21 protein-coding genes and 1 tRNA gene are annotated in these 23,144 nt (G+C 61.1%); 12 read left to right on the top strand and 10 right to left on the bottom strand.

Annotated features, from left to right (window positions below):
* Positions 1–27: 27 nt before the first annotated feature.
* From C5J22_RS15775 to C5J22_RS15750, 6 genes are all read left to right on the top strand, one after another.
* On the top strand, positions 28–801 hold the full coding sequence (locus C5J22_RS15775; protein WP_105438988.1) for a FadR/GntR family transcriptional regulator: 774 nt from the start codon (positions 28–30) through the stop codon (positions 799–801).
* A 214-nt stretch (positions 802–1,015) separates the two neighbouring features.
* The gene (locus C5J22_RS15770) at positions 1,016–1,522 is read left to right on the top strand and encodes an NUDIX hydrolase (RefSeq protein WP_105418566.1); all 507 of its coding nucleotides are present in this window, start codon (positions 1,016–1,018) and stop codon (positions 1,520–1,522) included.
* Between the two features lie 143 nt (positions 1,523–1,665).
* Complete coding sequence (locus tag C5J22_RS15765; protein WP_105438987.1) at positions 1,666–3,171, top strand: inorganic phosphate transporter; 1,506 nt, start codon at positions 1,666–1,668, stop codon at positions 3,169–3,171.
* A 13-nt stretch (positions 3,172–3,184) separates the two neighbouring features.
* On the top strand, positions 3,185–3,922 hold the full coding sequence (locus C5J22_RS15760; RefSeq protein WP_105438986.1) for a 16S rRNA (uracil(1498)-N(3))-methyltransferase: 738 nt from the start codon (positions 3,185–3,187) through the stop codon (positions 3,920–3,922).
* 128 nt (positions 3,923–4,050) lie between these two features.
* The gene (locus C5J22_RS15755; protein WP_105438985.1) at positions 4,051–5,424 is read left to right on the top strand and encodes a glutamate--cysteine ligase; all 1,374 of its coding nucleotides are present in this window, start codon (positions 4,051–4,053) and stop codon (positions 5,422–5,424) included.
* An 86-nt stretch (positions 5,425–5,510) separates the two neighbouring features.
* Positions 5,511–6,416 (top strand): DUF937 domain-containing protein, encoded by a 906-nt coding sequence (locus C5J22_RS15750; protein WP_105438984.1) that lies wholly within the window; start codon positions 5,511–5,513, stop codon positions 6,414–6,416.
* Positions 6,417–6,497: 81 nt separating this feature from the next.
* Here the strand turns inward: C5J22_RS15750 and C5J22_RS15745 are convergent, their stop codons facing one another.
* On the bottom strand, positions 6,498–6,797 hold the full coding sequence (locus tag C5J22_RS15745) for a DUF1127 domain-containing protein (protein ID WP_105438983.1): 300 nt from the start codon (positions 6,795–6,797) through the stop codon (positions 6,498–6,500).
* A gap of 195 nt (positions 6,798–6,992) precedes the next feature.
* Here C5J22_RS15745 and C5J22_RS15740 point away from each other — a divergent pair, with 195 nt between their 5' ends.
* Genes C5J22_RS15740 through C5J22_RS15730 form a run of 3 tightly spaced genes read left to right on the top strand, consistent with a single transcriptional unit; the run spans position 6,993 to position 8,592 of the window.
* A complete protein-coding gene (locus C5J22_RS15740; protein WP_105418555.1) occupies positions 6,993–7,943 on the top strand; it encodes a LysR substrate-binding domain-containing protein in 951 nt (316 codons plus the stop codon).
* Positions 7,944–7,999: 56 nt separating this feature from the next.
* On the top strand, positions 8,000–8,278 hold the full coding sequence (locus tag C5J22_RS15735; RefSeq protein WP_105438982.1) for a CopG family ribbon-helix-helix protein: 279 nt from the start codon (positions 8,000–8,002) through the stop codon (positions 8,276–8,278).
* Complete coding sequence (locus C5J22_RS15730; RefSeq protein WP_105438981.1) at positions 8,278–8,592, top strand: type II toxin-antitoxin system RelE/ParE family toxin; 315 nt, start codon at positions 8,278–8,280, stop codon at positions 8,590–8,592. Before C5J22_RS15735 ends, C5J22_RS15730 begins: the two co-directional genes overlap by 1 nt.
* Positions 8,593–8,663: 71 nt before the next feature.
* Here C5J22_RS15730 and C5J22_RS15725 read toward each other — a convergent pair whose 3' ends face one another.
* The 4 genes from C5J22_RS15725 to C5J22_RS15710 all read right to left on the bottom strand — a co-directional run bounded on the left by C5J22_RS15725 (position 8,664) and on the right by C5J22_RS15710 (position 13,053).
* Complete coding sequence (locus tag C5J22_RS15725) at positions 8,664–9,548, bottom strand: dienelactone hydrolase family protein (protein ID WP_105438980.1); 885 nt, start codon at positions 9,546–9,548, stop codon at positions 8,664–8,666.
* Positions 9,549–9,763: 215 nt separating this feature from the next.
* Positions 9,764–10,183 carry an MAPEG family protein gene (locus tag C5J22_RS15720; RefSeq protein WP_105438979.1) on the bottom strand — a complete coding sequence of 140 codons (420 nt, stop codon included), beginning with the start codon at positions 10,181–10,183 and terminating at the stop codon, positions 9,764–9,766.
* 197 nt (positions 10,184–10,380) lie between these two features.
* Positions 10,381–11,883, bottom strand: coding sequence for an IMP dehydrogenase (gene guaB, locus C5J22_RS15715; protein WP_105438978.1), 1,503 nt, complete (start codon positions 11,881–11,883; stop codon positions 10,381–10,383).
* Positions 11,884–12,063: 180 nt separating this feature from the next.
* Positions 12,064–13,053: an MBL fold metallo-hydrolase gene (locus C5J22_RS15710; RefSeq protein WP_172746649.1), complete on the bottom strand. Its 990-nt coding sequence runs from the start codon at positions 13,051–13,053 to the stop codon at positions 12,064–12,066.
* A gap of 195 nt (positions 13,054–13,248) precedes the next feature.
* On the opposite strand from C5J22_RS15710, the gene C5J22_RS15705 reads away from it, so the two are divergent.
* Positions 13,249–14,652, top strand: coding sequence for a DHA2 family efflux MFS transporter permease subunit (locus tag C5J22_RS15705; RefSeq protein ID WP_105438976.1), 1,404 nt, complete (start codon positions 13,249–13,251; stop codon positions 14,650–14,652).
* Here C5J22_RS15705 and C5J22_RS15700 read toward each other — a convergent pair whose 3' ends face one another.
* Complete coding sequence (locus C5J22_RS15700; RefSeq protein WP_105438975.1) at positions 14,653–15,462, bottom strand: RlmE family RNA methyltransferase; 810 nt, start codon at positions 15,460–15,462, stop codon at positions 14,653–14,655.
* On the bottom strand, positions 15,459–17,066 hold the full coding sequence (locus C5J22_RS15695; RefSeq protein WP_105438974.1) for a Ppx/GppA phosphatase family protein: 1,608 nt from the start codon (positions 17,064–17,066) through the stop codon (positions 15,459–15,461). The genes C5J22_RS15700 and C5J22_RS15695 overlap by 4 nt, the downstream gene beginning before the upstream one ends.
* Before the next feature lie 276 nt (positions 17,067–17,342).
* Between C5J22_RS15695 and C5J22_RS15690 the strand changes: the two genes are divergently transcribed.
* Both C5J22_RS15690 and C5J22_RS15685 read left to right on the top strand, forming a co-directional pair.
* Positions 17,343–17,416, top strand: a tRNA-Gln gene (locus tag C5J22_RS15690).
* Between the two features lie 158 nt (positions 17,417–17,574).
* Positions 17,575–19,659, top strand: coding sequence for an integrase (locus C5J22_RS15685; RefSeq protein WP_105438973.1), 2,085 nt, complete (start codon positions 17,575–17,577; stop codon positions 19,657–19,659).
* A gap of 43 nt (positions 19,660–19,702) precedes the next feature.
* On the opposite strand, the gene C5J22_RS15680 is transcribed toward C5J22_RS15685, so the two are convergent.
* The 3 genes from C5J22_RS15680 to C5J22_RS15670 form a co-directional block, all read right to left on the bottom strand.
* The gene (locus tag C5J22_RS15680; protein WP_105438972.1) at positions 19,703–21,361 is read right to left on the bottom strand and encodes a hypothetical protein; all 1,659 of its coding nucleotides are present in this window, start codon (positions 21,359–21,361) and stop codon (positions 19,703–19,705) included.
* A 313-nt stretch (positions 21,362–21,674) separates the two neighbouring features.
* Positions 21,675–21,914, bottom strand: a complete 240-nt coding sequence (locus C5J22_RS15675) for a hypothetical protein (protein ID WP_245440403.1) — start codon at positions 21,912–21,914, stop codon at positions 21,675–21,677.
* A 314-nt stretch (positions 21,915–22,228) separates the two neighbouring features.
* Complete coding sequence (locus C5J22_RS15670) at positions 22,229–23,131, bottom strand: DUF429 domain-containing protein (RefSeq protein WP_245440402.1); 903 nt, start codon at positions 23,129–23,131, stop codon at positions 22,229–22,231.
* Positions 23,132–23,144: the final 13 nt, after the last annotated feature.

The raw sequence follows: 23,144 nt of genomic DNA, 5'->3' as shown, positions 1-23,144 counted from the left end.
GGCATCACCCGATTGGAGACGGTAAAGTTGACGCATGAGCTTTTCGCGCCGGTGCCGCATGGTCGAACTGCGGACGAGGTCATCCTGCAGATCGAGAGCCTGATCCTCAACGGCGTGCTGCGCGACGGCGACCGCCTGCCGGGTGAACGTGAACTGGCCCAGAGGTTCGACGTTTCCCGGCCGATCCTGCGAGAGGCGCTGAAGGAGCTTGAGGCGCGCGGGCTGCTGGTGAGCCAGCATGGCGGCGGTACTTACGTGGCCGATATCGTCGGCCAGATCTTCTCGCCGCCGCTGGTCGCCCTGATCCGCCGGCATCAGCGGGCGGTTCACGACTATCTGGAATATCGTCGCCAGCTCGAAGGCATGACGGCGGAACTTGCCGCCGAACGTGCGACGGACACCGACAAGCAACTCATCGAGCGCATCCTGGAGACGATGCGCAGCGCGCATCGGGAGGGACGTTTCGAGGACGAACTGACATCCGACGTCGAATTCCACAATGCCATCGGCGATGCGGCGCATAACATCATTCTCATGCACACCCTGCGCGCCTGCTACCGGCTGCTCAGCGACGGGATCTTTTACAACCGCCGCATCATCTTCAATGTCGGTAGCGCCCATGATGCCGTGATGACGCAACACGAGGCGATCGGCCAAGCAATACTGGACGGTGAACCTGCCAAGGCCCGAAAGGCTGCGGAAGACCATATCGACTTCATCTCCAAGGTCACCGACGAGGCCGAACGCACCGGAGAATGGAGCCGAATCGCACAACTCAGGATGATTCAGACCACGATCTGAGGCCCCTCCTCCTGATGGCCGGACGTCATGCACAGTTACAATTGAACACCTGTGCAAATTTCTATTGACGTGAAACCAAGTGGCCTCACAATGGTTATCGCTTCCGTGGTGGTTATCCACCGTGATTCTTGTCAAAAGAAGCCGCTGAGGGTCGTTAATCCTCGCGCAAGCATTATATTAGTAAATTACCATTTGCTGGAGGACTAAACAGAAATTGGGCTTGATGGATCGGGTTACGAGCAATCTCAGGTTGATGCTGCAGCGGCCGCCGCGGCAGCAATATGCTGCGCTTTGCTACCGGATAAAAAAGAAGCCGGGACAACTCGAGGTTCTTGTTGCGACCAGCCGCGATACCGGCCGCTGGGTCGTGCCCAAGGGCTGGCCGATGACTGACAAGAAAGCTCACCAGGTCGCCGAACGCGAAGCGTTCGAAGAGGTTGGCGTCAAGGGCAAAGTAGAGAAGGAACCACTTGGTTTCTATCACTACCGCAAGACCCTCGATAACGGCTTGAAGATCCCTGTGCGGGTGCAGGTCCACGCGCTCGAAGTGGACGAATGCCTGAAGAGCTATCCGGAAAAGGGCTCTCGAACGCTGGAATGGGTTTCCTGTGAAGAGGCGGCAATGCGCGTCAATGAGCCGGAACTGAAGATTCTCTTCCTGCAGTTCGCCGAACGAATGCAGCCGCGCGTTCCGCAGCTTGCAATCAAGGCTGCAAGTTAGAGCGCTTCGAAGCACCTTCACAATTCCGCAATATTGCCTTCGCCTGCGCACGCTATTAAGCGATAGGCCTTGATTTCTTCCGGGGGGCGGAGACGGCTGGCAGTTCCGTTCTCGCGCCTCACTTTTCACCCAAGGATGGAGATATGGGCCAGAGAAGGCCGCGCCTGGCGAAGCCGACGCTCGACAAGGATCTGGAGAAATTCTCCTCCGTTGAGGAAGCCACCCGGCAGATGTCGCGCGGGCTTGCCGCACCGGGAACGGCATTGCTGTTCATCATCCTCGTCGCCATCTTTGCGGCCGCCTACGTCACCGGCAAACCCGGAGCCGTCGTCGTCATCGCCGCCTCCGGCCTTGCCGCCTACATGGCGATGAACATCGGCGCCAATGACGTCACCAACAATATCGGCGCGGCTGTCGGCGCCCGTGCCATGACCATGACCTTCGGTCTCGGTCTTGCGGCCGTCTTCGAAGTGGCGGGTGCCGTGATCGCCGGCCGGGGCGTCGCCAACACGATCGCCAACGGCATCATGCAGGGCGGCATGATCACCAGCCCCGATGTGCTGATATGGGCGATGATGGCGGCACTCCTGTCGGCTGCGGTGCTGATCAACGTCGCGACCTGGCTCGGCACACCGATTTCCACCACCCATTCGATCGTCGGCGGGGTCATGGGCGCCGGGATCGCCGCCGCCGGACTTTCCGCAGTCAAGTGGGGAACGATTGCAGGCATCACCGCGAGCTGGGTCTTTTCGCCGATCCTCGGCGCCGTCATCGCCGCCGCCTTCCTGTTCTTCGTCAAGGAAACCATCATCTACCGCGAGGACAAGATCGCCGCGGCGAAGAAGTGGGTGCCGGTGCTGATCGGCGTGATGACCGGCGCCTTTGCAGGTTATCTGGCGCTGCTCGGGCTGGGAGAACTGGTGGACGTGTCGGCACCGGTTGCGACGCTGATCGCTCTCCTGACCGGTCTCGCTGCCTGGCGCCTGCTGATCCCGGTGATCACCCGGCAAGCCGAGGGGCTCGAAAACCGCAACCAGTCGCTTCGCACCCTCTTCCGTATTCCGCTCATCCTGTCTGCGGCACTGCTCTCTTTCGCGCATGGCGCCAATGACGTTTCCAACGCCATCGGTCCACTTGCGGCGATCGTTTCCGCGGCCCAACGGGGCATTTCGACCGGCGTGCGCATCCCGCTCTGGGAACTGATCATCGGCGGCCTCGGGATCTCGCTCGGCCTGCTGCTCTATGGCCCGAAGCTGGTCCAGCTGGTCGGCGCCGAGATCACCAAGCTCAATCCGATGCGCGCCTATTGCGTCTCGCTGTCGACGGCGCTGACCGTGATCGTTGCCTCCTGGATCGGGTTGCCGGTCTCCTCGACCCATATTGCCGTCGGTGCGGTGTTCGGCGTCGGCTTCTTCCGCGAATGGTATACCCGCCATTCCCGACGCCGCTTCGAATACATGCGGGTGCGGGCCGGCAAGGACCTCGATACCACCGAGCCCTTCGAGCGCAATGACGACGAACTGAAACGGCGTTACCTGGTGCGGCGCTCGCATTTCTTGAGCATCATCGCGGCGTGGATGATCACCCTTCCGGCGGCCGCAACCCTTGCGGCGCTGATCGCCACGGCTATGTTCGCGCTGTTCGTCTAGCTTCGAGGTTTCCATGCGCGCCAATTTCCGGATGCAGAGGCTGTTCATCGAGGCGCCGCTCGGCGCCGATGCCCGCCATGAGGTTTCGTCGGAGCAGTTCAACTATCTCGCCAACGTGCTGAGGATGGAGGAAGGTTCGGCAATACTGCTCTTCAACGGCCGCGACGGCGAATGGAAGGCGAAAATCACCTATCCGACCCGCAAGAAGATCGTGCTGGAAGCGATCGAGGAAACCCGGCCGCAGCCGCCTGCCTCCGACCTGCATTATCTCTTCGCGCCGCTGAAGGTCGGTCGTCTCGACTATCTGGTGCAGAAGGCGGTCGAGATGGGTGCAGGGTTCATCCAGCCGGTCATGACCCAGCATGTGCAGGGCAAGATTACCAGCATGGACCGGCTTCAGGCGAATGTGGTGGAAGCCGCCGAGCAGTGCGGCATTTTGTCGGTGCCGGAGGTCTCGCCGCCGAAGAAACTCGGCGACCTGCTCGATACCTGGCCCGAAGAACGCCGCATCATCTTCTGCGACGAAGGCGACGAGGGCCAGAACCCGCTGCCGATCCTCTCGGCGATCAAGGAGAGCAAGTTGGCGCTGCTGGTCGGCCCGGAAGGCGGATTTTCGGACGAGGAAAGGGAACGGCTGCGTTCGCTTTCCTTCGTCACCGCGATACCGCTCGGGCCCCGGATATTAAGGGCGGATACGGCCGCGGTGGCGGCGCTTGCGGTCATCCAGGCAGCGGTCGGCGACTGGCGTTGACCCGCTTAACATGACGGCCTCGAAAATTCTGAATCTATCTTGAAAGAAATTCACTTGCAGCGCACATCAATCCGGTCCAATCAGCCGGCTATCTGTCCAGATCAGGCATTCCGAGCAAGGTAATTTTCATGGCCCGCGATACGACCGACCAGACACCGCTTACCTCGGTGTCCGAGCTTTCCGCCTACCTGGCGCAGGGACCACGGCCGAGGCAAGATTTCCGCATCGGCACGGAGCATGAGAAATTCGCCTTCTTCCGGGCGGACAACAGCCCGGTTCCCTATTTCGGCGACGCCAGCATTTCCGCGCTGCTGAAAGGCATGGAAAAGAAGCTCGGCTGGGAGCCGATCATGGACGGCGAGAACATCATCGGGCTTGCCGAACATTCCGGCATGGGCGCGATCTCGATCGAACCCGGCGGCCAGTTCGAGCTTTCCGGCGCGCCTGTGGAGAACATCCACCAGACCTGTCGGGAATCCAACCAGCATCTCGCCGTTCTGCGCGAGATCGCCGAACCGATGGGCATCCGTTTTCTCGGCATCGGCGGCAGCCCCAAATGGACGCTCGCGGAAACCCCGCGCATGCCGAAATCCCGCTACGACATCATGACGCGCTACATGCCCAAGGTCGGTTCTAAGGGCCTCGACATGATGTACCGCACCTGCACGATCCAGGTGAACCTCGACTTCTCCTCGGAGGAGGACATGGCCGCCAAGATGCGCGTGTCGATGAAGCTGCAATCGATCGCGACCGCGCTGTTTGCGTCCTCCCCGTTCACTGAAGGCAAGCCGAACGGCCTGGTCTCCTGGCGCGGCGACATCTGGCGCGACACCGACAACCAGCGCTCCGGCGTACTGCCCTTCGTGTTCAGGCCAGATTTCGGCTTTGCCGACTATGTGGAATGGGCGCTCGACGTGCCGATGTATTTCATCGTTCGCGACGGCAAATACCACGACTGCACGCATGTCACCTTCCGCCAGTTCATGAACGGCGCCCTGAAAGGCGAGGTCAAGGACTGGGAACCGACGATGGGCGACTGGACCAACCACCTTTCCACCCTCTTCCCCGACGTTCGCCTGAAGCGTTTCCTCGAAATGCGCGGCGCCGATGGTGGCCCGTGGCGGCGGATCTGCGCGCTGCCGGCCTTCTGGGTCGGCCTGCTCTACGACGACACGGCGCTTGCCGACGCCGAAACGCTGACGGCCGACTGGACGGTCGAGGACGTCATCGCCATGCGCGATGCCGTGCCGGCGAAGGGCTTGAAGGCCGAAATCAAGGGCAAGTCGGTGCTCGACGTCGCCCGCGAGGCGGTAGCGATCTCCAAGGCGGGTTTGAAGGCGCGGGCGCGGCTCAACGGCGAAGGACAGGACGAAAGCATCTTCCTGCAACCGCTTGACGAAGTGCTCGCCAAGAAGACGACCATGGCGGACGACCTGCTGTCTCTCTATCACGGCCGCTGGAACGGCTCGGTCGAGCCGGTGTTCGAGGAATACCAATACTGACCAGATTGAGATCGGTTCTAAAAACCGGTTTCCGTCCAGCACTTTCCGGATATAGTGGTGTATCACACAACCGGAAAGGATTCTCCATGCTGCCACTGTTCGACATGATGCTCAGGGCTCAGAACGGCGCAGGCATGGAGGCGATCGCCAAGCAGTTCAACCTGGCCCAGGAACAGGCCACCCAGGCCATGGCGGCGCTGATGCCCGCTTTTTCCTCCGGGTTCAAGCGCACCAGCGCCAATCCCTATGATCTCACCTCGCTGATGAGCAGCATGGTGTCCGGCGCCTATGGCAAATATTTCGAGGACCTGACCAAGGCCTTCACGCCGCAGGGCACGATGGACGGCAATGCGGTGCTCGAAAAGCTGTTCGGCTCCAAGGAAGTCTCCCGCGCGATCGCGGCGCAGGCCGAACAGCTGACCGGGATCGGCCAGGAAGTCTTCAAGAAGATGATGCCGGCCATGGCCGACACATTGATGGGCGGGCTGTTCAAGCAGATGAGCGGTCAGATGACCGGCGCCAACGAAGCGTTCGCCGCCTCCCCGATGGGACAGATGCAGCAGCAATGGCTGGAAAGCATGGGCCTGCAGCCGAAGGCTAAGCCCCAGGCCGCTGCCAATCCCTTCGACAATCCCTTCGCCCAGGCGATGCGTTCCATGTGGGGGCTCGACAAGCCGGAACAGCCGCAGCCTTCGAGCGGCAACCCGTTTGCGGACAATCCCTTCGCCAAGGCTTTCCAGGACATGATGGGCGGTGCCTTCACGAGCCCTAGCCCGGCGGCGGCCCCGACACCCGAGAAATCCAAGGAAGCGCCGGCGGACGAACCCAATCCCTATCGCGACGTGCTGAACAACATGTTCGACAGCGGCCTGGAAGTGCAGAAGAGCTACCAGAAGAACATGGAAGCGATCTTCGACACCTATCTGCGCAATGGAACGGGCGGCAATGACGAAGCGGCGGCCACGCCTGCCGCTCCAAAGCCTTCCAAATAAAAAAAGCCCGGCACGGATCGACCGGCCGGGCAAGCAGCAGGGCTATTGGCTATCACCCTGCGGGGAAAAGGTCAGGCAAGATCAGCGATTGGCCGGCCTTGCAAAGCGGTGCCGCGCACGCTCGCGAGCGGAGCGGGACAGAAGCAGCGACGGATCATCCAGCACGCCGGACCGATTGAGCGCCATCACCACATCATGCCGTGTGATGCCGATATCGTTGAGCTGGCGGTCGTCGAGATCATGGAGGCGATTGCTCGCCAAACGATTGCGAAAGGCACGCCATACGGATTTCGTTCGCAGCATCACGGCAGCCAGACGGCCTTGCGTGCCGCGCTCCTCGTGAACCAGATCGAGTTCAGTTCCGCAGTCGGTCGTGCTCATTGGTCTATCCTTTCGCAGGCACGAGAAAGGCCGTCCCTTCCGTGGAGGTCCGACGGAAAGGCTGCCCGGATTGGGTGCTCAGGGAAGAAGCACCCTTCGATTTTGATTTACGATCTCCTTATCGCGTAAAACCTATTGATCAGTCCAACGAATGTTTCTAATGATTAGCATCAACCTCTCTGATGGATCATTCTCATGTCCGCACCGCTCGATATCGATCAGTTGCATACCTTTATTTCCATCGTCGACACCGGCAGTTTCACCAAGGCCGCCGATAGGGTGTTCAAAACCCAGTCCGCCGTGTCGATGCAGATGCGCCGTCTCGAGGAACGGATCGGCAAGCAGCTGTTCGCCAAGGACGGCCGCGGCAACCGGCTGACGGCGGAAGGCGAGAAGCTCCTGAACTATGCACGGCGCATCATTCGCCTCAACAACGAGGCGATCGCCGCCTTCGACGACAACCGTCTGGAGGGTACGCTCAGGATCGGCACGCCCGACGACTACGCCGACCGGTACATGCCCGAGATCATCGGCCGTTTCGCCAAGACCCACCCGAATGTCGAACTCTATATCGTCTGCGAGCCCTCGGTCAGCCTTGCCGAGAAGATGGCGCGCGGCGAGCTGGATATTGCGCTCGTCACCCACAACCCGCGCCAGCGGATTTCCGACGTGATGCGCACGGAGCCGCTCTGCTGGGTCGCCTCGGCCAACCATCCGCTGAAGGACGACGCGCCGGTGCCGCTCGCTGTCGGCCGCCGCGATTGCCTTTGGCGGCAGCTCGCCTGTTCGGCGCTCGATGCGGACGGGCGCGAATACCAGGTCCTGTTCACCAGCTGGTCCTCGACCGTCGTCGCAGCCGCGGTGCTCGCGGGCATGGCCGTCTCGGTGCTGCCTGAGTCGGCGCTTCGCACCGGCATGAAGGTGCTGTCGTCCGCCGACGGCTTCCCGCCGCTGCCGCCGGTGCAAATCGGCCTGATGAAGCGGCCCGGGCTTTCACCGTCGCTGATGAACGCCATAACCGACCACATCACCGCCTGCCTCGACAACATCTCGCCGGCCGTGATGCCCGACGATCTCGACGGCGATGTGAAAGCGTTCCAGCGCATGCCGCGATCCCGGGCGACACAGGTGATGCCGGGGTGGTGATTGACTTTGGTTAGCATGGGTTGCACTGTAATGCGCTGTCTTACAGGGAGCTTCCCATGCTGACGCAGGACAAATCGCAAATATCCCTTCGACTTCCGACAGATCTCGTGAGCGAGTACGACCGTATTGCGACCGCGCTCGATCGCGATCGGACTTGGGTGATGCTTCGCGCGCTTACCCAGTATCTTGAACAGGAAGGCGCCGAACTGCTTCAGGACGCAGAAGGGTTTGCGGAACTGGATGAAGGCAAAGGCGCCGATCTGGATGACGTGCTGAGCAAAGCCTCGTCGATCGTCGAGACAGCGGAGGCAAAGCGCTCCAAACGAGCCGGTTGATGCCACGTGCCACAGTTCGGCTTTCGCCAAGTGCCGAGCGCTGGTTTCTCATTTACATCGCCGAGCTTGCGGCGCAGAACCCAGCCGCTGCGCGCAAGATCCTTGCTCGGCTGGCAAAGCTGAAAGAGGAACTCGCTCGATTTCCGGAAATGACGGAACGCGGCTTGATCCCTGGCTCTCGCCGGATCGTCATGCAGCCACTGATATTGACGGCACGTATACGCAAGGGCGTCGTGGAGATTGCATCCATCCGGCATGAACGGCAGAAAGACGCGCAAGCACCTTCAGACTTCAAGAGCGGCGACGAAACCTAGTCATCCAACAAAAAGCCGGGGCCAGACCCCGACTTCCTGTCGCAGCCGAACAGATATTCGCCAAATATCCGTCAGGCCAGGTTCTTCTTGAAGAACGCCACCGATCGGCTCCAGGCGAGATCGGCGGCGGCCTTGTCGTAGCGGGCCGACGAGGTATCGTTGTTGAAGGCGTGGTTGGCGCCGTCGTAGACGAAGATCTCGAAGGTCTTGCCGCCTTTTTCAAGCGCCGCCTTGAAGGCCGGAATGCCGGCATTGATGCGCTCGTCGAGACCGCCGTAATGCAGCATCAGCGGCGCCTTGATGGCAGGCACGTCCTCGGCCTTCGGCTGGGCGCCGTAATAGGCGACGCCGGCGTTGAGGCTGGGGGACTTCACAGCAAGATTGTTGACCGCGCCGCCACCCCAGCAGAAACCGATCGCACCGACCTTGCCGTTCGCGCCGCTGATACCGGCGAGATAGGCGCGGCTTGCTTCGCCATTGGCCGAAACCTCTTCGGGCTTCAGCGAAGAGAACATCTGCCGGGCCTGCTCTTCATCCGCCGGCGTGCCGCCCTGGGGCGACAGGAAATCGACGGCGAGTGCATTGAAGCCCTCGAGCGCCATACGGCGGGCGACATCCTTGATATGGGCGTTGAGGCCGCGGTTCTCATGGATGACGAGGACGCCGCCGCGCGTGCCGGAAGCATTCTTGGGTTTTACGAGATAACCCTTCATCGCCACGCCGTTGGCGCCCGGATAGGTAACGTCCTCCGTGGTCAGCCGTTCGTCATTGGCGGAAATGATCTCCGCCATGGCGGAACTCGCGCCGATCAGGGGCGCGATTGCCGCGGCGGCCGCACCGGAGCCCGCAAGCTGGGTCAGCTTCTCCATGAAGCGACGGCGGTCCAAAGTCAGATGGGTGTATTCATCGTAGGCGTCGATCATCGCCTGGGTGATCTTCGGTGTCTCGTTGTCCATGGCTATTCCTCCGTAGCAGACCGTATGACGGGGAAATCTATACCGAGGACCTGCAGCTTGCAGATGAAACACTGAGTGATCCAAGTGCCCGATATTACACTTGTTCGTGAGGTCGGTTGATCGACGAGCCCGCCAAAATTACGGCGGAAAGCCGCAAGCGCGGCTCTGCAAAGGTCGAGGCGGGTCCGGCTTTCGACTCCATCTGGCGCTGGAGGCTAGTTCAAAACCAGCCAGACCGCGAGCCAGGCCCACATTGCCATCACCGCAAAAAAGCCGACCATGAAGATCGGGCGGCGATAGCGGAGCCGGTTGCTGGTCAGGTGCACGTAGGAATGCGCATAGCGGGAAAGCACGAATATCCAGGCAAGCGCAACCGAGCCCCAATTATCTGCGGTCGACACATAAAGGACGAGGCAAACGGCGTAGAACAGGACCGGTAGCTCGAACTGGTTCTTGAGGTTGTTGTGGACAACCAGGCTTTCGCGCGGCTCCTCCCGGTTTTCACGGAACTGACCGGCCGCAGCGCTGCCGGACTTCACAGCCATGTACCGCTTCCTCGACAGGAGCCAATAGAGAAAGAAGACCAGCGCGGCATGCGCTATCATCGGCCAGAGCGTTGCGTCCGTGGAAACCATCGGTTCTCCTCATTCGTCAGAGGAACCCAATAACACGGGTTCGCCGATGCACAATGGCGTGCCGTCCGAGCGGCGCCACATGGTCTCACCACTGCCTGCGGACCACCCGACTTCGCGATGAGGCAAGGTCGCAGGCATCCAACCAACTATTTCCGAGACTTGAGGAGGAGGCACGCGACCTCCTCCGATCAGAAACGTCAGGCGCCAGAGCCCGGATAGTTGGGGCTCTCGCGGGTGATCGTCACGTCATGCGCGTGGCTTTCGCGCAGGCCTGCGCCGGAGATGCGCACGAAGGTGGCGCGCTCCTGGAATTCCTTGAGATTGGCGCCGCCGACATAACCCATGGCCGCCTTCAGGCCGCCGCCGAGCTGATGCAGCACGCCCGAGACCGGGCCCTTGTAGGGAACCTGCCCTTCGATGCCTTCGGGAACCAGCTTCAGCGTATCACGCACCTCCGCCTGGAAATAACGGTCGGCGGAACCGCGGGCCATGGCGCCTACCGAGCCCATGCCGCGATAGGCTTTGAACGAGCGGCCCTGGTAGAGATAGACCTCGCCCGGGCTTTCGTCGGTGCCGGCCAGTAGCGAGCCGATCATCACTGCGGATGCGCCGGCGGCGATCGCCTTGGCAAGGTCGCCCGAGAACTTGATGCCGCCGTCGGCGATGACGGGAATGTCCTGCGCCCGTGCCGCTTCGACGGCCGACATGATCGCCGCAAGCTGCGGCACGCCGACGCCGGCGACGATACGGGTGGTGCAGATCGAGCCCGGGCCGATACCGACCTTGACCGCATCCGCACCGGCATCGATGAGCGCCTTGGTACCGTCGGAGGTGGCGACATTGCCGGCCATGACCCGCACGTGGTTGGAGATGCGCTTGACGCGGGCGACGGCGTCGAGCACGCGCTGCGAGTGGCCGTGGGCCGTATCGACGACCAGAAGATCGACGCCGGCCTCGATGAGACGTTCGGCGCGCTCAAAACCATCGTCGCCGACGCTGATCGCGGCCGCAGCGCGCAGGCGCCCTTGAGCGTCCTTGGAGGCATTGGGATTGAGTTGGGACTTTTCGATATCTTTGACGGTGATGAGACCGACGCAACGACCTTCGCCATCCACCACCAGCAGCTTCTCGATGCGATGCTTGTGAAGAAGGCGCTTGGCTTCCGTCTGATCGACGCTGCTTTCCTTGACCGTGATGAGGTTCTCACGGGTCATCAGTTCGTAGATCTTCTGAGCCGGATCGGAAGCGAACCGAACGTCACGGTTGGTGAGAATGCCGACCAGCCGGCCCGGAACGTGGCCGCCGCCGTTCTCGACCACCGGAATGCCGGAAATGCTGTAGGACTTCATCAGCGACAGCGCGTCGGCGAGCGTCGCATCCGGACCGATCGTCACCGGGTTGACGACCATGCCGCTTTCGAACTTCTTGACCTGGCGGACCTGTTCGGCCTGTTCGATCGGGGTCAGGTTACGGTGGATGACGCCGATGCCGCCTGCCTGCGCCATGGCGATGGCAAGCCGGCTTTCCGTCACCGTATCCATGGCCGAGGAAATGATCGGCAGATTAAGCTCGATATCCTGGGCGATCCTCGTCGCGATATTCGTCTGGCCCGGCATGACTTCGGAATGGCCGGGCTGCAGGAGCACGTCGTCGAAGGTAAGCGCATCTGCGCCGGTTGCGGTTTCAATGATGCGTGCCATTGCCAAATTCCTTCGATCTAGAAAATGCGGGATGCGCTCAGGAACGACTCTATACGTCCCGACGCTCCGGCAACAATTGCTTGGAAGTTGGCGAGGGCTGGTAACACGTTCATGACAAGAAGGGAATAGCAAAAACCCGGGAGAGGCTTCTCCCGGGTTTCGATTGCTTTTCAACAACAATCAGATGTCGAACTGATAGCTCTTCGGCACGAACCGGTAGCCGGTATCCTGTTTTTCGACGAAACCGACCGCCGGGAAGGGCATATGATAGCCGAGGAAGGCGACCTTGTCGGTGGCAATCATGTCGAGGACCTTCTTGCGGGTGGCCGCCCCCTGCGCCTTGTCCATGTCGAAACGCACCTCCCATTCGGGCCGCTGAAGCGACAGGACGTAGTGGTTGACCGTATCGGCAGCGAGGATCAGGCGCTTGCCTTGCGATTCGACATTGAAATTCAGCATGCCGGGCGTATGGCCCGGCGCCAACATGGCGGTGATGCCGGAAACCACTTCGCCGCCATCCTTCAGGAAGGTCATCTTTTCGGCAAGCGGCTTCACATTGGCGAGCACGCTCTTCTGGTTGCCCTCTGCAGGCGTGCCGGCGCGGGCGGCATCGGTCCAGAAGTCGTATTCCACCTGGCCCGTGATGTAACGGGCTTTCGGGAAGGCCGGCTTGCCGTCTTCCATGAGGCCGCCGATATGGTCGCCATGCATGTGGGTGATGACGACGATCGAGATATCCTCCGGCATGTAGCCAGCGGCTGCCAATCCTTCGATCAGGCGTCCGACGCCCTGGGCGCGGCCCGGTTTGCCGAGGCCGGTATCGAACAGGATGACGTTGCTGCCGGTATCGATCAGCGTCGGTGAGAAACTGTTGACGAACTGGTCCGTCGGCAGAAAATTCTCAGTGAGCAGCGCTGCGAGCGTTTCGGGCGGCTGGTTGAGGCCGAAGGTTTCGCCGGGAGCACCGGAGGGGCGGGCGCCGTCCTTCACCGCCAGAACCTGGAAACCACCGAGCTTGAATTTGTGGATATCCGGCGGGATCACCTGATCGATAGCCAATTTCTGCTTCTCCTGGGCAAAAGCCCCAGCATTGATGATCGCCGGAGCGGCGAGAATGCCCAAACCGGCTGTGCCGATAAGGGTGCGCCGTCCGATACCTGAATTCGTCATGATGTCGCTGCCTCCTGGAATTGTGCCGGACCGTCAAGATCCGGTCCTATCCGGGGGAACATAACCGCGCTCCATGCCGAGGAAATCCGATCTCACGCAGACGTGACCCAAAATCCGAAACGGTGAGATTCCGCAATTGGCAGACGGGACCAAGAGGTCTATGGACGGGCCAATTCCCGCCATTGCAGGCACCCCATGAATCGCATCGTTCCGCTCATTCTCGCCGTCGCCCTTTTCATGGAGCAGATGGACTCCACCGTCATTGCGACAGCACTTCCGGCGATCGCCGCCGACCTCAATGTGGGGCCGATCACGCTCAAACTGGCGCTGACTTCCTACATGGTGGCGCTCGCCATGTTCATCCCGATCAGCGGCTGGATGGCGGACCGCTTCGGCGCCAAGAAGATCTTTCGCGTCGCGATCTTCGTCTTTGTCGTCGGCTCGATCTGCTGCGCGTTCTCCTCCGACCTCCTGCAGTTCGTGCTTTCGCGCTTTCTGCAGGGCATGGGCGGAGCGATGATGACGCCGGTTGCGCGCCTGGTTCTCCTACGCACCACGAAACGCAGCGAGCTCGTTTCGGCCATGGCGCTGCTGACCATTCCGGCACTGGTCGGCCCCCTCACCGGCCCGCCGATTGGCGGTTTCATCACCACCTATTTCACCTGGCACTGGATCTTCCTGATCAACGTGCCGGTCGGCCTGCTCGGCATCTATCTCGCAACAATCTTCCTGCCGGAAATCGAGACCACCAATCCTCCCTCGATCGACTGGTGGGGGTTCTTCCTGACCTCTGTCACCGCCGCCGGCACGGTCTTCGGGCTTTCCGTCGTCGGCCTCCCGGCGCTGCCGCCGGCCGTCGGCATCACGGCGACGGCATTGGGGCTCGCGGCTGGCGTCGCCTATGTCGTCCATGCGCGCAGCCACCCCGCGCCGATCCTCAACCTGCGGCTCTTCAAGGACGATGCATTCCGGGCCGCCAGCAGCAGCGGTACACTGTTCCGCATCTCGACAGGGGCCATTCCGTTCCTGATGCCGCTGATGCTGCAGCTCGGTTTTGGCCTCAACCCTTTCCAATCCGGCCTCATCACGTTTGCGGGCGCGCTCGGCGCGCTGATCGTGAAGTTCGTCGCCCGCCGCGTCTTTGCAATGACCGGCTTCAAGATGACGCTGATCGTCGCGGGCGTGCTCGGCGCGGCAACCACGGCGGCAAACGGCTTTTTCACGCCGGAAACCTCCCACGCGCTGATCGTCGCCTTCCTGCTGATGTCGGGCGTCTGCCGTTCCTTCTTCTTCACCGGCTCGAATGCGCTCAGCTATTCCGAGATCAGCGACGAACAGGCAAGCCAGGCGACCTCGATCGCCTCCGTCATGCAGCAGATCAGCATGGCGCTCGGCGTCGCCTTTGCGGCCTTCATCCTCGAAGCCTCGGCGGCGGTCACCGGCACGCATCTGCAGCTCTTCGACTTCCACCTGGCTTTCTTCCTGGTGGCGGCCCTTTCGCTTCTGGCGGTCATGCCCCTGCTGAGGCTGGACCCGATGACGGGGGCTGCCGTTTCCGGCCACGGAGCCGCCAAAATCCAACCGGAAGCCGGCGAGTAGTCAGGCCCGATCGTCCAGGTCGCGGTCTTCGGCTTCAGCGTATTCCACGTCCGCATCCTCCACCTCGGGTTCCTCCATGTCGGCGTTCGGGGCAGTCTCGCCTGCCCTGCGGCCCTTGAAATGCTTGGCGAGCAGGAACATCTCGACCGATTCCTGGCGAGATGCGCCCGGCTTGACGTGGATGACCTGCTTGAAATTCTGCTTCAGCATGTTGAGCAGGTCGCGTTCAGTGCCGCCCTGGAAGGTCTTGGCCAGGAAATGGCCGCCCTCGCCCAGCACCTCAACCGCGAAATGCGCCGCCACCTCGCACAGATGCATGGTGCGCAGGTGATCGGTCTTCTGGTGGCCGGTGGTCGGCGCCGCCATGTCCGAAATGACCACGTCCGGCGTGCCGCCGATCGCTTCCATCAACAGGCGCGGCGCTTCCGGATCGAGGAAGTCGAGCTGCAGGATCTTGACGCCGGCGAGCGGCGCCATTTCCAGGAAATCGATCGCCGCGACGCGGATATCATCGTCGGTCGAACCGGTGACATTGGCGGCGATCTGCGACCAGCTTCCCGGTGCAGCACCCAGATCGATGATGCGGCGGGCGCCTTTGAGAATCTGATGTTTTTCGTCGATCTCCAGCAGCTTGAAGGCCGCGCGGGCGCGATATCCTTCGAGTTTGGCGCGCTGGACATAGGGGTCGTTGATATGGCGCTCGAGCCAGCGCCGCGACGACGCCTTGAGCTTGCCCTTCTTGACCTTCTGGCCGAGCTTGCGGCCAGTGCGATTGCCGCTTCCCGGGGATTTGGAGGGTGGTTTCGTCATCGCCTTGCTCCAGCCTCATCCTGTCCGCCGGCACCTTGACTGCCCGCCTGATTGCCCCCTGGGCGGCGCGGCCGCACCCGGCGCCACACGCCGTCATCGGCCATCATGTCCGTCAACAGGCCCTCGCGCAGGCCCCGATCGGCCACCCGCATGCGCTGGCTCGGCCAGCGGCGGCGGATCGCTTCCAGTATGGCGCAGCCGGCCAGCACCAGATCGGCCCGGTCCGGACCGATGCAGGGATTGGCGGCACGGCCGGCAAAATCCCAGGAGAGCAGTTTTGCCTGCATGGCGGAGACTTCCGCGTCCGACAGCCACAGGCCGTCGACCTTGCGGCGGTCGTAGCGCGGCAGGTCGAGATGCACGCCCGCAAGCGTGGTGACCGTGCCCGACGTGCCGATCAGGTGGAAATCCTCGGCGCCCTGACGACGGAAGGCGGCAAGCGGCGGGCAATCGAAACCGGCCAGCATGCCTTCGACTTCCGTCACCATGGCGCCGAAAACCTCGGGCGTCACGTCGCGCCCGCCATGCCGTTCCGACAGCGTCACGACGCCGACAGGAAGCGAAGTCCAATGGGTGATGTGATTGGCAAGCCGGCTCGAGCGGCTGTCATCGATGCGGATGACGGCGATTTCCGACGAACCGCCACCGATATCGAAGAGAACGACGGACCGCGCCTCGCGGCCGACCAGCGACGAGCAGCCCGAGACCGCAAGCCGCGCCTCGGTCTCGCGATCGATGATTTCCAGTTCCAGCCCGGTTTCCGCGATGACGCGGGCCAAGAATTCCTCACCGTTTTCGGCAGCCCGGCAGGCTTCGGTTGCGATCAGCCGCATGCGGCGGATCGGCCGGTTGGCGAGCTTTGTGGCGCAGATGCGTAACGCCTCGACCGCGCGGTCCATGGCATCCTGCGACAGACGGCGGCTGGTGCCGAGCCCTTCGCCGAGACGGACGATCCGCGAAAACGCATCGACGACGCGAAACTGGCCCGGCCTTGTCGGCTGGGCGATCAGCAGGCGGCAATTGTTGGTGCCGAGGTCGAGCGCCGCATAGAGATCGTTGACGTAGGAGAATTTTTCGCCGCGCTGCTCAGCACCCGGGCTTTCAGCTCCGGCCCTGCCGCGCACATCCTTGGAGGAAACCGGGCCCGAACCGGCAGGCGCCGGAGCCTTGGCCACACCGGGCGCCGCCTTGGCGGGCGTCAGCGGCCGGCCCTGAAGGCCGCGACCGCCTCTGTTCTTCTTGCGCCGATTGCGCGACGACGACTTGGCCGAATGCGGCTGTTGCCCGCCCTCGGCACGCACCGGAACCTGCTGTGCTGCGGGTGCGGTGTTCGTCCCCTGTGCCGCCCCCTGTACCGGTTGCTGGGCGCCCGCGGATTTCGCGCGGCGCCGCTTGCGCTTGCGCGCCGACGGGTTGGGTTCCTGGTTATTGGGACGTCCGGCAGAGGCGGCCGAATCGACCGCTTCCGAATTGGTTACAGGCGCCGCGTCACGACGTTTGCCGTTCCGCTTCGCCTTCCGACGCCTCGAGGATTTACCCTCTCCGCGCGGTACCGCCGACGCCCCGCCTTCCGGCGGCTTTGCGCCGCTATCGGGGTCCATCACTGTTAAGTCCATCTCGCCGCGCAAAGCCACTTGAAGGTATGCCGCTGGCGTCTGATTGTTTCGTTGGTGCGAAGATAACAGGCGGTGGCGATTTCGCCAACGGCTTTTTGGCCAACCCCGTCATCACCCTGTCATCAGCCGACTTTTGAGCTTTTCCCCGCCAATGACGAGAAAGCCTCCGCAGTGTCGATTTTTTTCGAAATCGGTATTTGCAATCCGCCCGCTTTTGTTTATAAGCGCCGCACACCGGCCCGGGCATTCACCGGCGCACCCTGCTGGGGAATAGTTCAACGGTAGAACGACGGACTCTGACTCCGTTAATCTTGGTTCGAATCCAGGTTCCCCAGCCAATTCTCCCGAAAAGCCCTTAATTCCTTGATTTTCCAGTCGTGCCGGATATCGTTTTGGCATCATTGGCGACCTGATGCCCAGAACTGATGCCCAAAGGTGATGCCCACGACGCTTGAGCGCGGTGGACAGGCCCTGGGCAAAAGACAGGGCATTCGTCATGGCCGTGCGCCACGAGGTCGAGAATCTGATCCGCCGCGGAAACATCTTCTATTGGCGGCCACGCGTCCCGGCCGTCTTCACCCACTGCCGTCCAGGCAGCCGCCTTTCACTGAGCCTTCATTGTTCCGACCATAAAAAGGCTCAGATCATTGGCCGCAAGCTCAACACGCGGCTGGCCGAGTTGAAGACGCATTCGAAGGAACCGATGTCCAAGCAGCAGCTCCAGAAACTTTGCGAACACGAGCGAGACAAGGAACTCGAACGGCTCGAGAAAATCAGTGACGCTGCGAAGCGCTTCGGACGGGCTGGCGATGTCGTTGAGATGGAACTCGATCTCGAGGCGGGCTGGGCCTACCAACTTCTTGCCAAGTTCGGAACTCGTGCGGAGCTCAGCCTCGAGGGCGCTTGCGTCGGCCTGACCTATCTCCTGCGGAACGGTGTTCCAGCCTCGCATGTCGATGCCGTCCGGGCGAACTATCGAAGCGAGCGCAGCACGGCTCGAAGCCCCGGGTTCGAGGAGGGCATCAGACGATTGATGTACAACTTTGAAATCGACGACACGGCGCTCAATCGCGAACGCGCCATGTCAAAGATTTTCGAAGGCCGGGCCGCCGCCCTTCTCGACATCGATGAGCGCCACGAGCTTGTCGACAAAAGGCAGAGCGAATTCACAGGCGGCGGAAGAGCCGGTACGCCTGGCGCCAAGGTCCAGGCAACCGACACCGGGAATTCAGATCCTGCTCCTGCGTCTTCAGTCGACGAGCGATCCTTGCCAACGGCTCTGATCGCCATTCCAGAAGAAACGGAAATCACCCAGCTCGATCTAACCCCGCGCCCGGCGGTGGCGAAAAAGGCCGCCTCGAAAGCTTCTGAGGCCGGGCAACGGGTAGTCGCCGTTGCGGACTTCGAGCAAGAGTGCGAAAAGCTCATCGCCAACATGGGAGACGAATGGGAGCCAGCGACCGCGCGGGATGCAATGGCGCTGGTGCGGATATTCAAATCGGTGCTCATCGAGCATGGCGTGGAGCATTCCGGGCAAGTGGAGCAGTATCACATCGGCCTGTTGCGTCGGCACCTCAACCACATTCCGACAAATTGGGGACGCAGCAGCAAAATGCGTGTCATGTCGGCGCCGGACCTACGTGCTGAAGGCGAGAAACTGCGCAAAGCGGCTGAGCTGACGGGCACCGTTGCGAAAGTTGGTCTGGCCCCAACGACGATCCGAAAGCACTTTGGAAATCTGCAGCACTTCCTGAAACATCTCAAAGGTCACGGGTTCAAAATTGAGAGCTGGACCTTTGAAGGGCTGCGTCCGAAAAAGCCGAAGGTCGGCGAAATTCGCGGCAAACAGTACAAACCATCGCCGCAGGATATCGCCCCGATCTTCTCCTGCCCGCTCTATGCCGGCTCCCTCGGCCACCTGCGTGGACAGAGACGAGCGGCCGGACAACAGGTCTTTCATGACTCGCTCTACTATTTGCCGATCCTGTTCACTTATCTTGGCCCTCGCCGCAGAGAATTTGCTGGGCTTCATGTCAATGACATTGCAAGAGATGGGGACGGCTATGTCATCATCCTTAGGTCCAACGGGATTCGCCGACTGAAGAACATCCAGTCACAACGCATGCTTCCCATGCCCGAAGAGATGGTTCGATTGGGCTTCATCGAATACGTCCAGGCAATCAAGAAGCTGGGATATGCGACCCTATTCCCGGATCTCTTCTCGGACAAAACGGAAAACGATCCAGGCGACAGGTTCTACGACACCTTCGTTCCGATCATGCAGGCCGTCCTCGGCGAAAAAATGTGGGAGCGCGCCATTCATGCTTTCCGGCATGGCTTCGCAGATACTCTCAAGCAGGCTGGTGTCTCGCAAGACGTCATCGAAGACATTTCGGGGAGATTGGCTGAGGGCAATGAGACCAGCACTCGATACACCAATCCTGCTGGGCTGCCGTTGATGCGAAGCGCCCTGCAACACTATCCGATCATCTCATCGGTCATCGAACCCAAGCCATTGCAACTTCTGCCGTGGGTTGAAAAGAGACAACCACCGCCGTGGGCACGCGAAGGCAAGAAGTGAATGATCAAGGCGGAAATGATTTCCGCCTTGATCTGCCATATGATCAGGCGGCTTCCCAGACCTGATTGAGAATTCGTGCCGCCAGTGCTGCCTTGTCCTGCGGCAGGAAACGGCCGTAGTGCTTGGCCACCATGTCAGCCGTATCCTGGATCGCGTAGCTTGCTTGCTCGTATGAGCCGGTCTGCTTCAAGATATGGGTCGCGAGCACATCCCGCACGTTATGTGGACCATGAGGCAGCAGACCCTTGATCGCCCCTCGGCCGGTATAGGGATTATAGATGCCGTAACGCTGGATGGTCAGCCTCCAGGCCTCGTAGAAGGTCGTCACGTCGTATGCCGCATCGGTGCTTGTCGTCTTGACGGTTTTCACGAAGAAGGTTCCGGGATCAGCAACGCCCCTGAGAAGCGTAGCGCGATGCCGTTCGACATAGTCATCGATGTAACGGTAGAGGTCTAGCAGATCCGGTAGAACCAGTCGGAACGGCTTGTCTCCGAAAAATGACGAGTGGGCATTTTTGAAGGCGACTGCTGGAATCAGCACTTCCCAGCCACCGTCTCGCTCGCTCCAGCGGATTTCCCCACGCTTCAGCTTTTCGAGGACACGTTCCGGACGCGGCATCTGTCCGCGCGGGCAGAGCATCAATTGCCGAAGATTTTTCTGGCGAAGCCCCAGATGCAATCCCAGCCGCAACATGAGGAACGATCGAACTGCCTCCGCCGCCGGGCGCGGATAACGCTCTTCGTCCGGCATGAGGCGAATGATCTCCTCGGTGATCTTGCGATACTCGCCAACGGGACTGTAGCGTTGTTTGGCTGCGGCCGCCTGAAATTTTCTGTAATCCGTTGAGCCGCTGATGATTACACGACGCACCCAATCCAGAATCTCCTGGCGCTTGGCAAATGGCAGAGCATTGAAGTCGTCCGGGAGATGCCAGGCGATCCTTCGACGTTCAGCCGGATCGAGCTCCGACAGATTGAAACCGGACGCTGACCGTGACCGATGCGGAAGTTTCGCCTTAAAGTATCCGTCCGGAAGGCGGTAGCGGCGCTCGATCCGCCCGAGCACTTCAAAGCTGTCGGTGCTGCGAGGCACGCGCCTTCCTTCGATCCAGCTCAGCAGTGTGTTTTTGTCCATAGCCTCATCGGAGCGGACGACGGAACGATGGAGGACCCAATAGGTTTCGCCATGCCGCCGCATATGAAGCTGGAGCGCCTCAGCGAAACCGGAAGGATCGGACCATTCCCGGAACCAGGGTTCCGGAAACTCGATGATGTCCGCGGGCTTTCGTTTCGGGAGATCGTCCCGAGGCCGCGTGTTGTCTGCTGCAACAGTTCTCGCACGCGCCTTCGGCTGTTCGGTCAACAGCGCCTTCTTCTTGTCCGCCGCAGATTTCCGTGGACTGGTTGCAGCATCTCTCCCGGCGTCGCCATCCCTGCTCCATCGAATGGTGGCATCAAAGGCAGGATCGATTGCACGGTGATGGACGGCAAGCATCGCCGCATCCACGCCAGTCAGCCGGGCAACCACATCCCAATCCGTGTGACTTCCGGTTCGCTGCGGACCGCATCGTCGCTCGATGAGACGCCGCATATAGGCGGTGAGAGCGTCGGTATCTTTCGTCGAGAAGATTGGCATCAGTCGCATCGCGCAATAGGCGTCGATCTTGCGCTGGAAGGCTTTCATTGCGGTAAGTTTCGTCATTTCACTTCATGCTCGTTGTTACTATACCCCTCAGTTCAGGGGGCGGTCGAGCTAAGCGAAGCGCGTTAATGAAGCGTTGGAGCCCACGGAACGCTCTGGAAATTCGATTCAGAATCGAACGGCGTTTTACGAAGTAATGGGGGGAGAACACGTGAGATGGACAAACGCCGTTAGGCGCTGAGCGGTATCAGCAACAAGGAAGACCGGATCCGCGGTGGTCCAAAATGAACGACCGCTCAAACGTCCTGATCGACACCATCGGGATAAAGGAGGTGAAGCTTCCGGCGAAACGGAAGCCCCCCGGACCGGTACTTCAAGACGAGATCGTCGAAGACCCTATCGCATCGCCCTCATCGAAGCCTTGATCGCTTAGCATCGATACGATCACGTCCTGGAATTTCTGGAGTTCAGCCTCCTGGCCTTTCTCGATCGCCCTGCGGATGAGCCAATACAGGGCCACCCTCGCGAGATCATCCCGGTCAGGTCGCCGTGCGCTTCTATTCGCATCACGAAGCGCCTTCTGCCGCTGCCTTGCCGCTTTTACATTCATCATTCGCCCTCCCATCCTCGGCCTCCTCAATGGTCAGGGGATCGGCCCACCGGCGCAAGCGCCGTTTGCCGGAATCGAAAATATCGAGCTGGGAATCGGCAGCTCAGAGATTTGAATCAAAAGAGCGCAACTTGTCTCGCATTGCGGGTAAGTTACCGTGCGTCAACACAGGTTGACTGCCGCAAACGGCGTTGCTGAATCATTCCGTTTGAGTTCTGAATCAAAAATCCTGAACTCGGAATCAAAAGAGCGCAATTTGTCTCAGGTCCTGAAGACGTGAGATCCGTTGCCAACAACCTACCTCACGTCATCTCGGATCATACTGCATCATGGCGATGATGACCGAGGATCCATCTCTCCCATCGGCGCACGCCATCGATATCCGGAACGCCTTCGTCACGCCGCCCGTCGACGACGTCGAGCAGGCCGAGAAGGCCGACAGCAGCATCAAAACGGTCCTCACCTGCCTTGTCCGCGCCGAACCCATCTTCAATCATTGCCAAGAGGGCATGAGCGTCGAGATCCGGCCGCACCGAGAGCCAAGGTATCATCACCTTCGCTATACGCTGGCGGTCGCTCTGCCGCCGCTTGCTCCAGCCGCCGCGGGACATGCCGAGCTGTCCGTAGACATCACCGGGATAAGTCTCAGCGATAACGCATGACCTGGTGTCGAGGAGATCGGCCAGACGTCCGTCGAAAGGCCAGAGGCCGATGTCATCCAGCCGGGGGACGATCATCTCGCGCCATCCGGTGATGGCGCCCTTTCCGACCTGATTGCCGCCGAGCGTCCAAAACAGCATACAGGCAGCCTGCCTGTCTGAGCTGGCGCGTTCGCACAGACGCAGAAGCGCCTGCGGAGCGGTCACGCCGAGAGCATCGAAGAGATGCGCGCGCTGGGTGCCGCCCGGCCGCGCCGGATAGAACGGGCGGTGGAGGGAGATATGGCTACGGTGGTCCGCAACGCTATACCAGTCTGACCAGATGCCCGACCCGAACGAGGCAAGGGCTTCACGAAACGAGCCAAGCTCGGTGGTGCGCGCATAGGCCTCCGGAAGACCGATCGGGAAATCGAAGCCGAGGAGCAGAGCGCCTTTCTCCGCCGATTTGGCCTTCATCCGGCCAATCAGGGTCGACGTGTCGCCCACCAATTCCGGAGCATGGACCCGCCATCGCACGCCGTCCCGGATGGCAACTGACATCCAGCGCTTCTTCCTGTCCATGCTCCAGTCGCAA

This window comes from Neorhizobium sp. T25_13, assembly GCF_002968675.1.
Classification (GTDB): Bacteria; Pseudomonadota; Alphaproteobacteria; order Rhizobiales; family Rhizobiaceae; genus Neorhizobium; species Neorhizobium tomejilense.
This window is presented reverse-complemented; position numbering and strand designations above follow the sequence as displayed.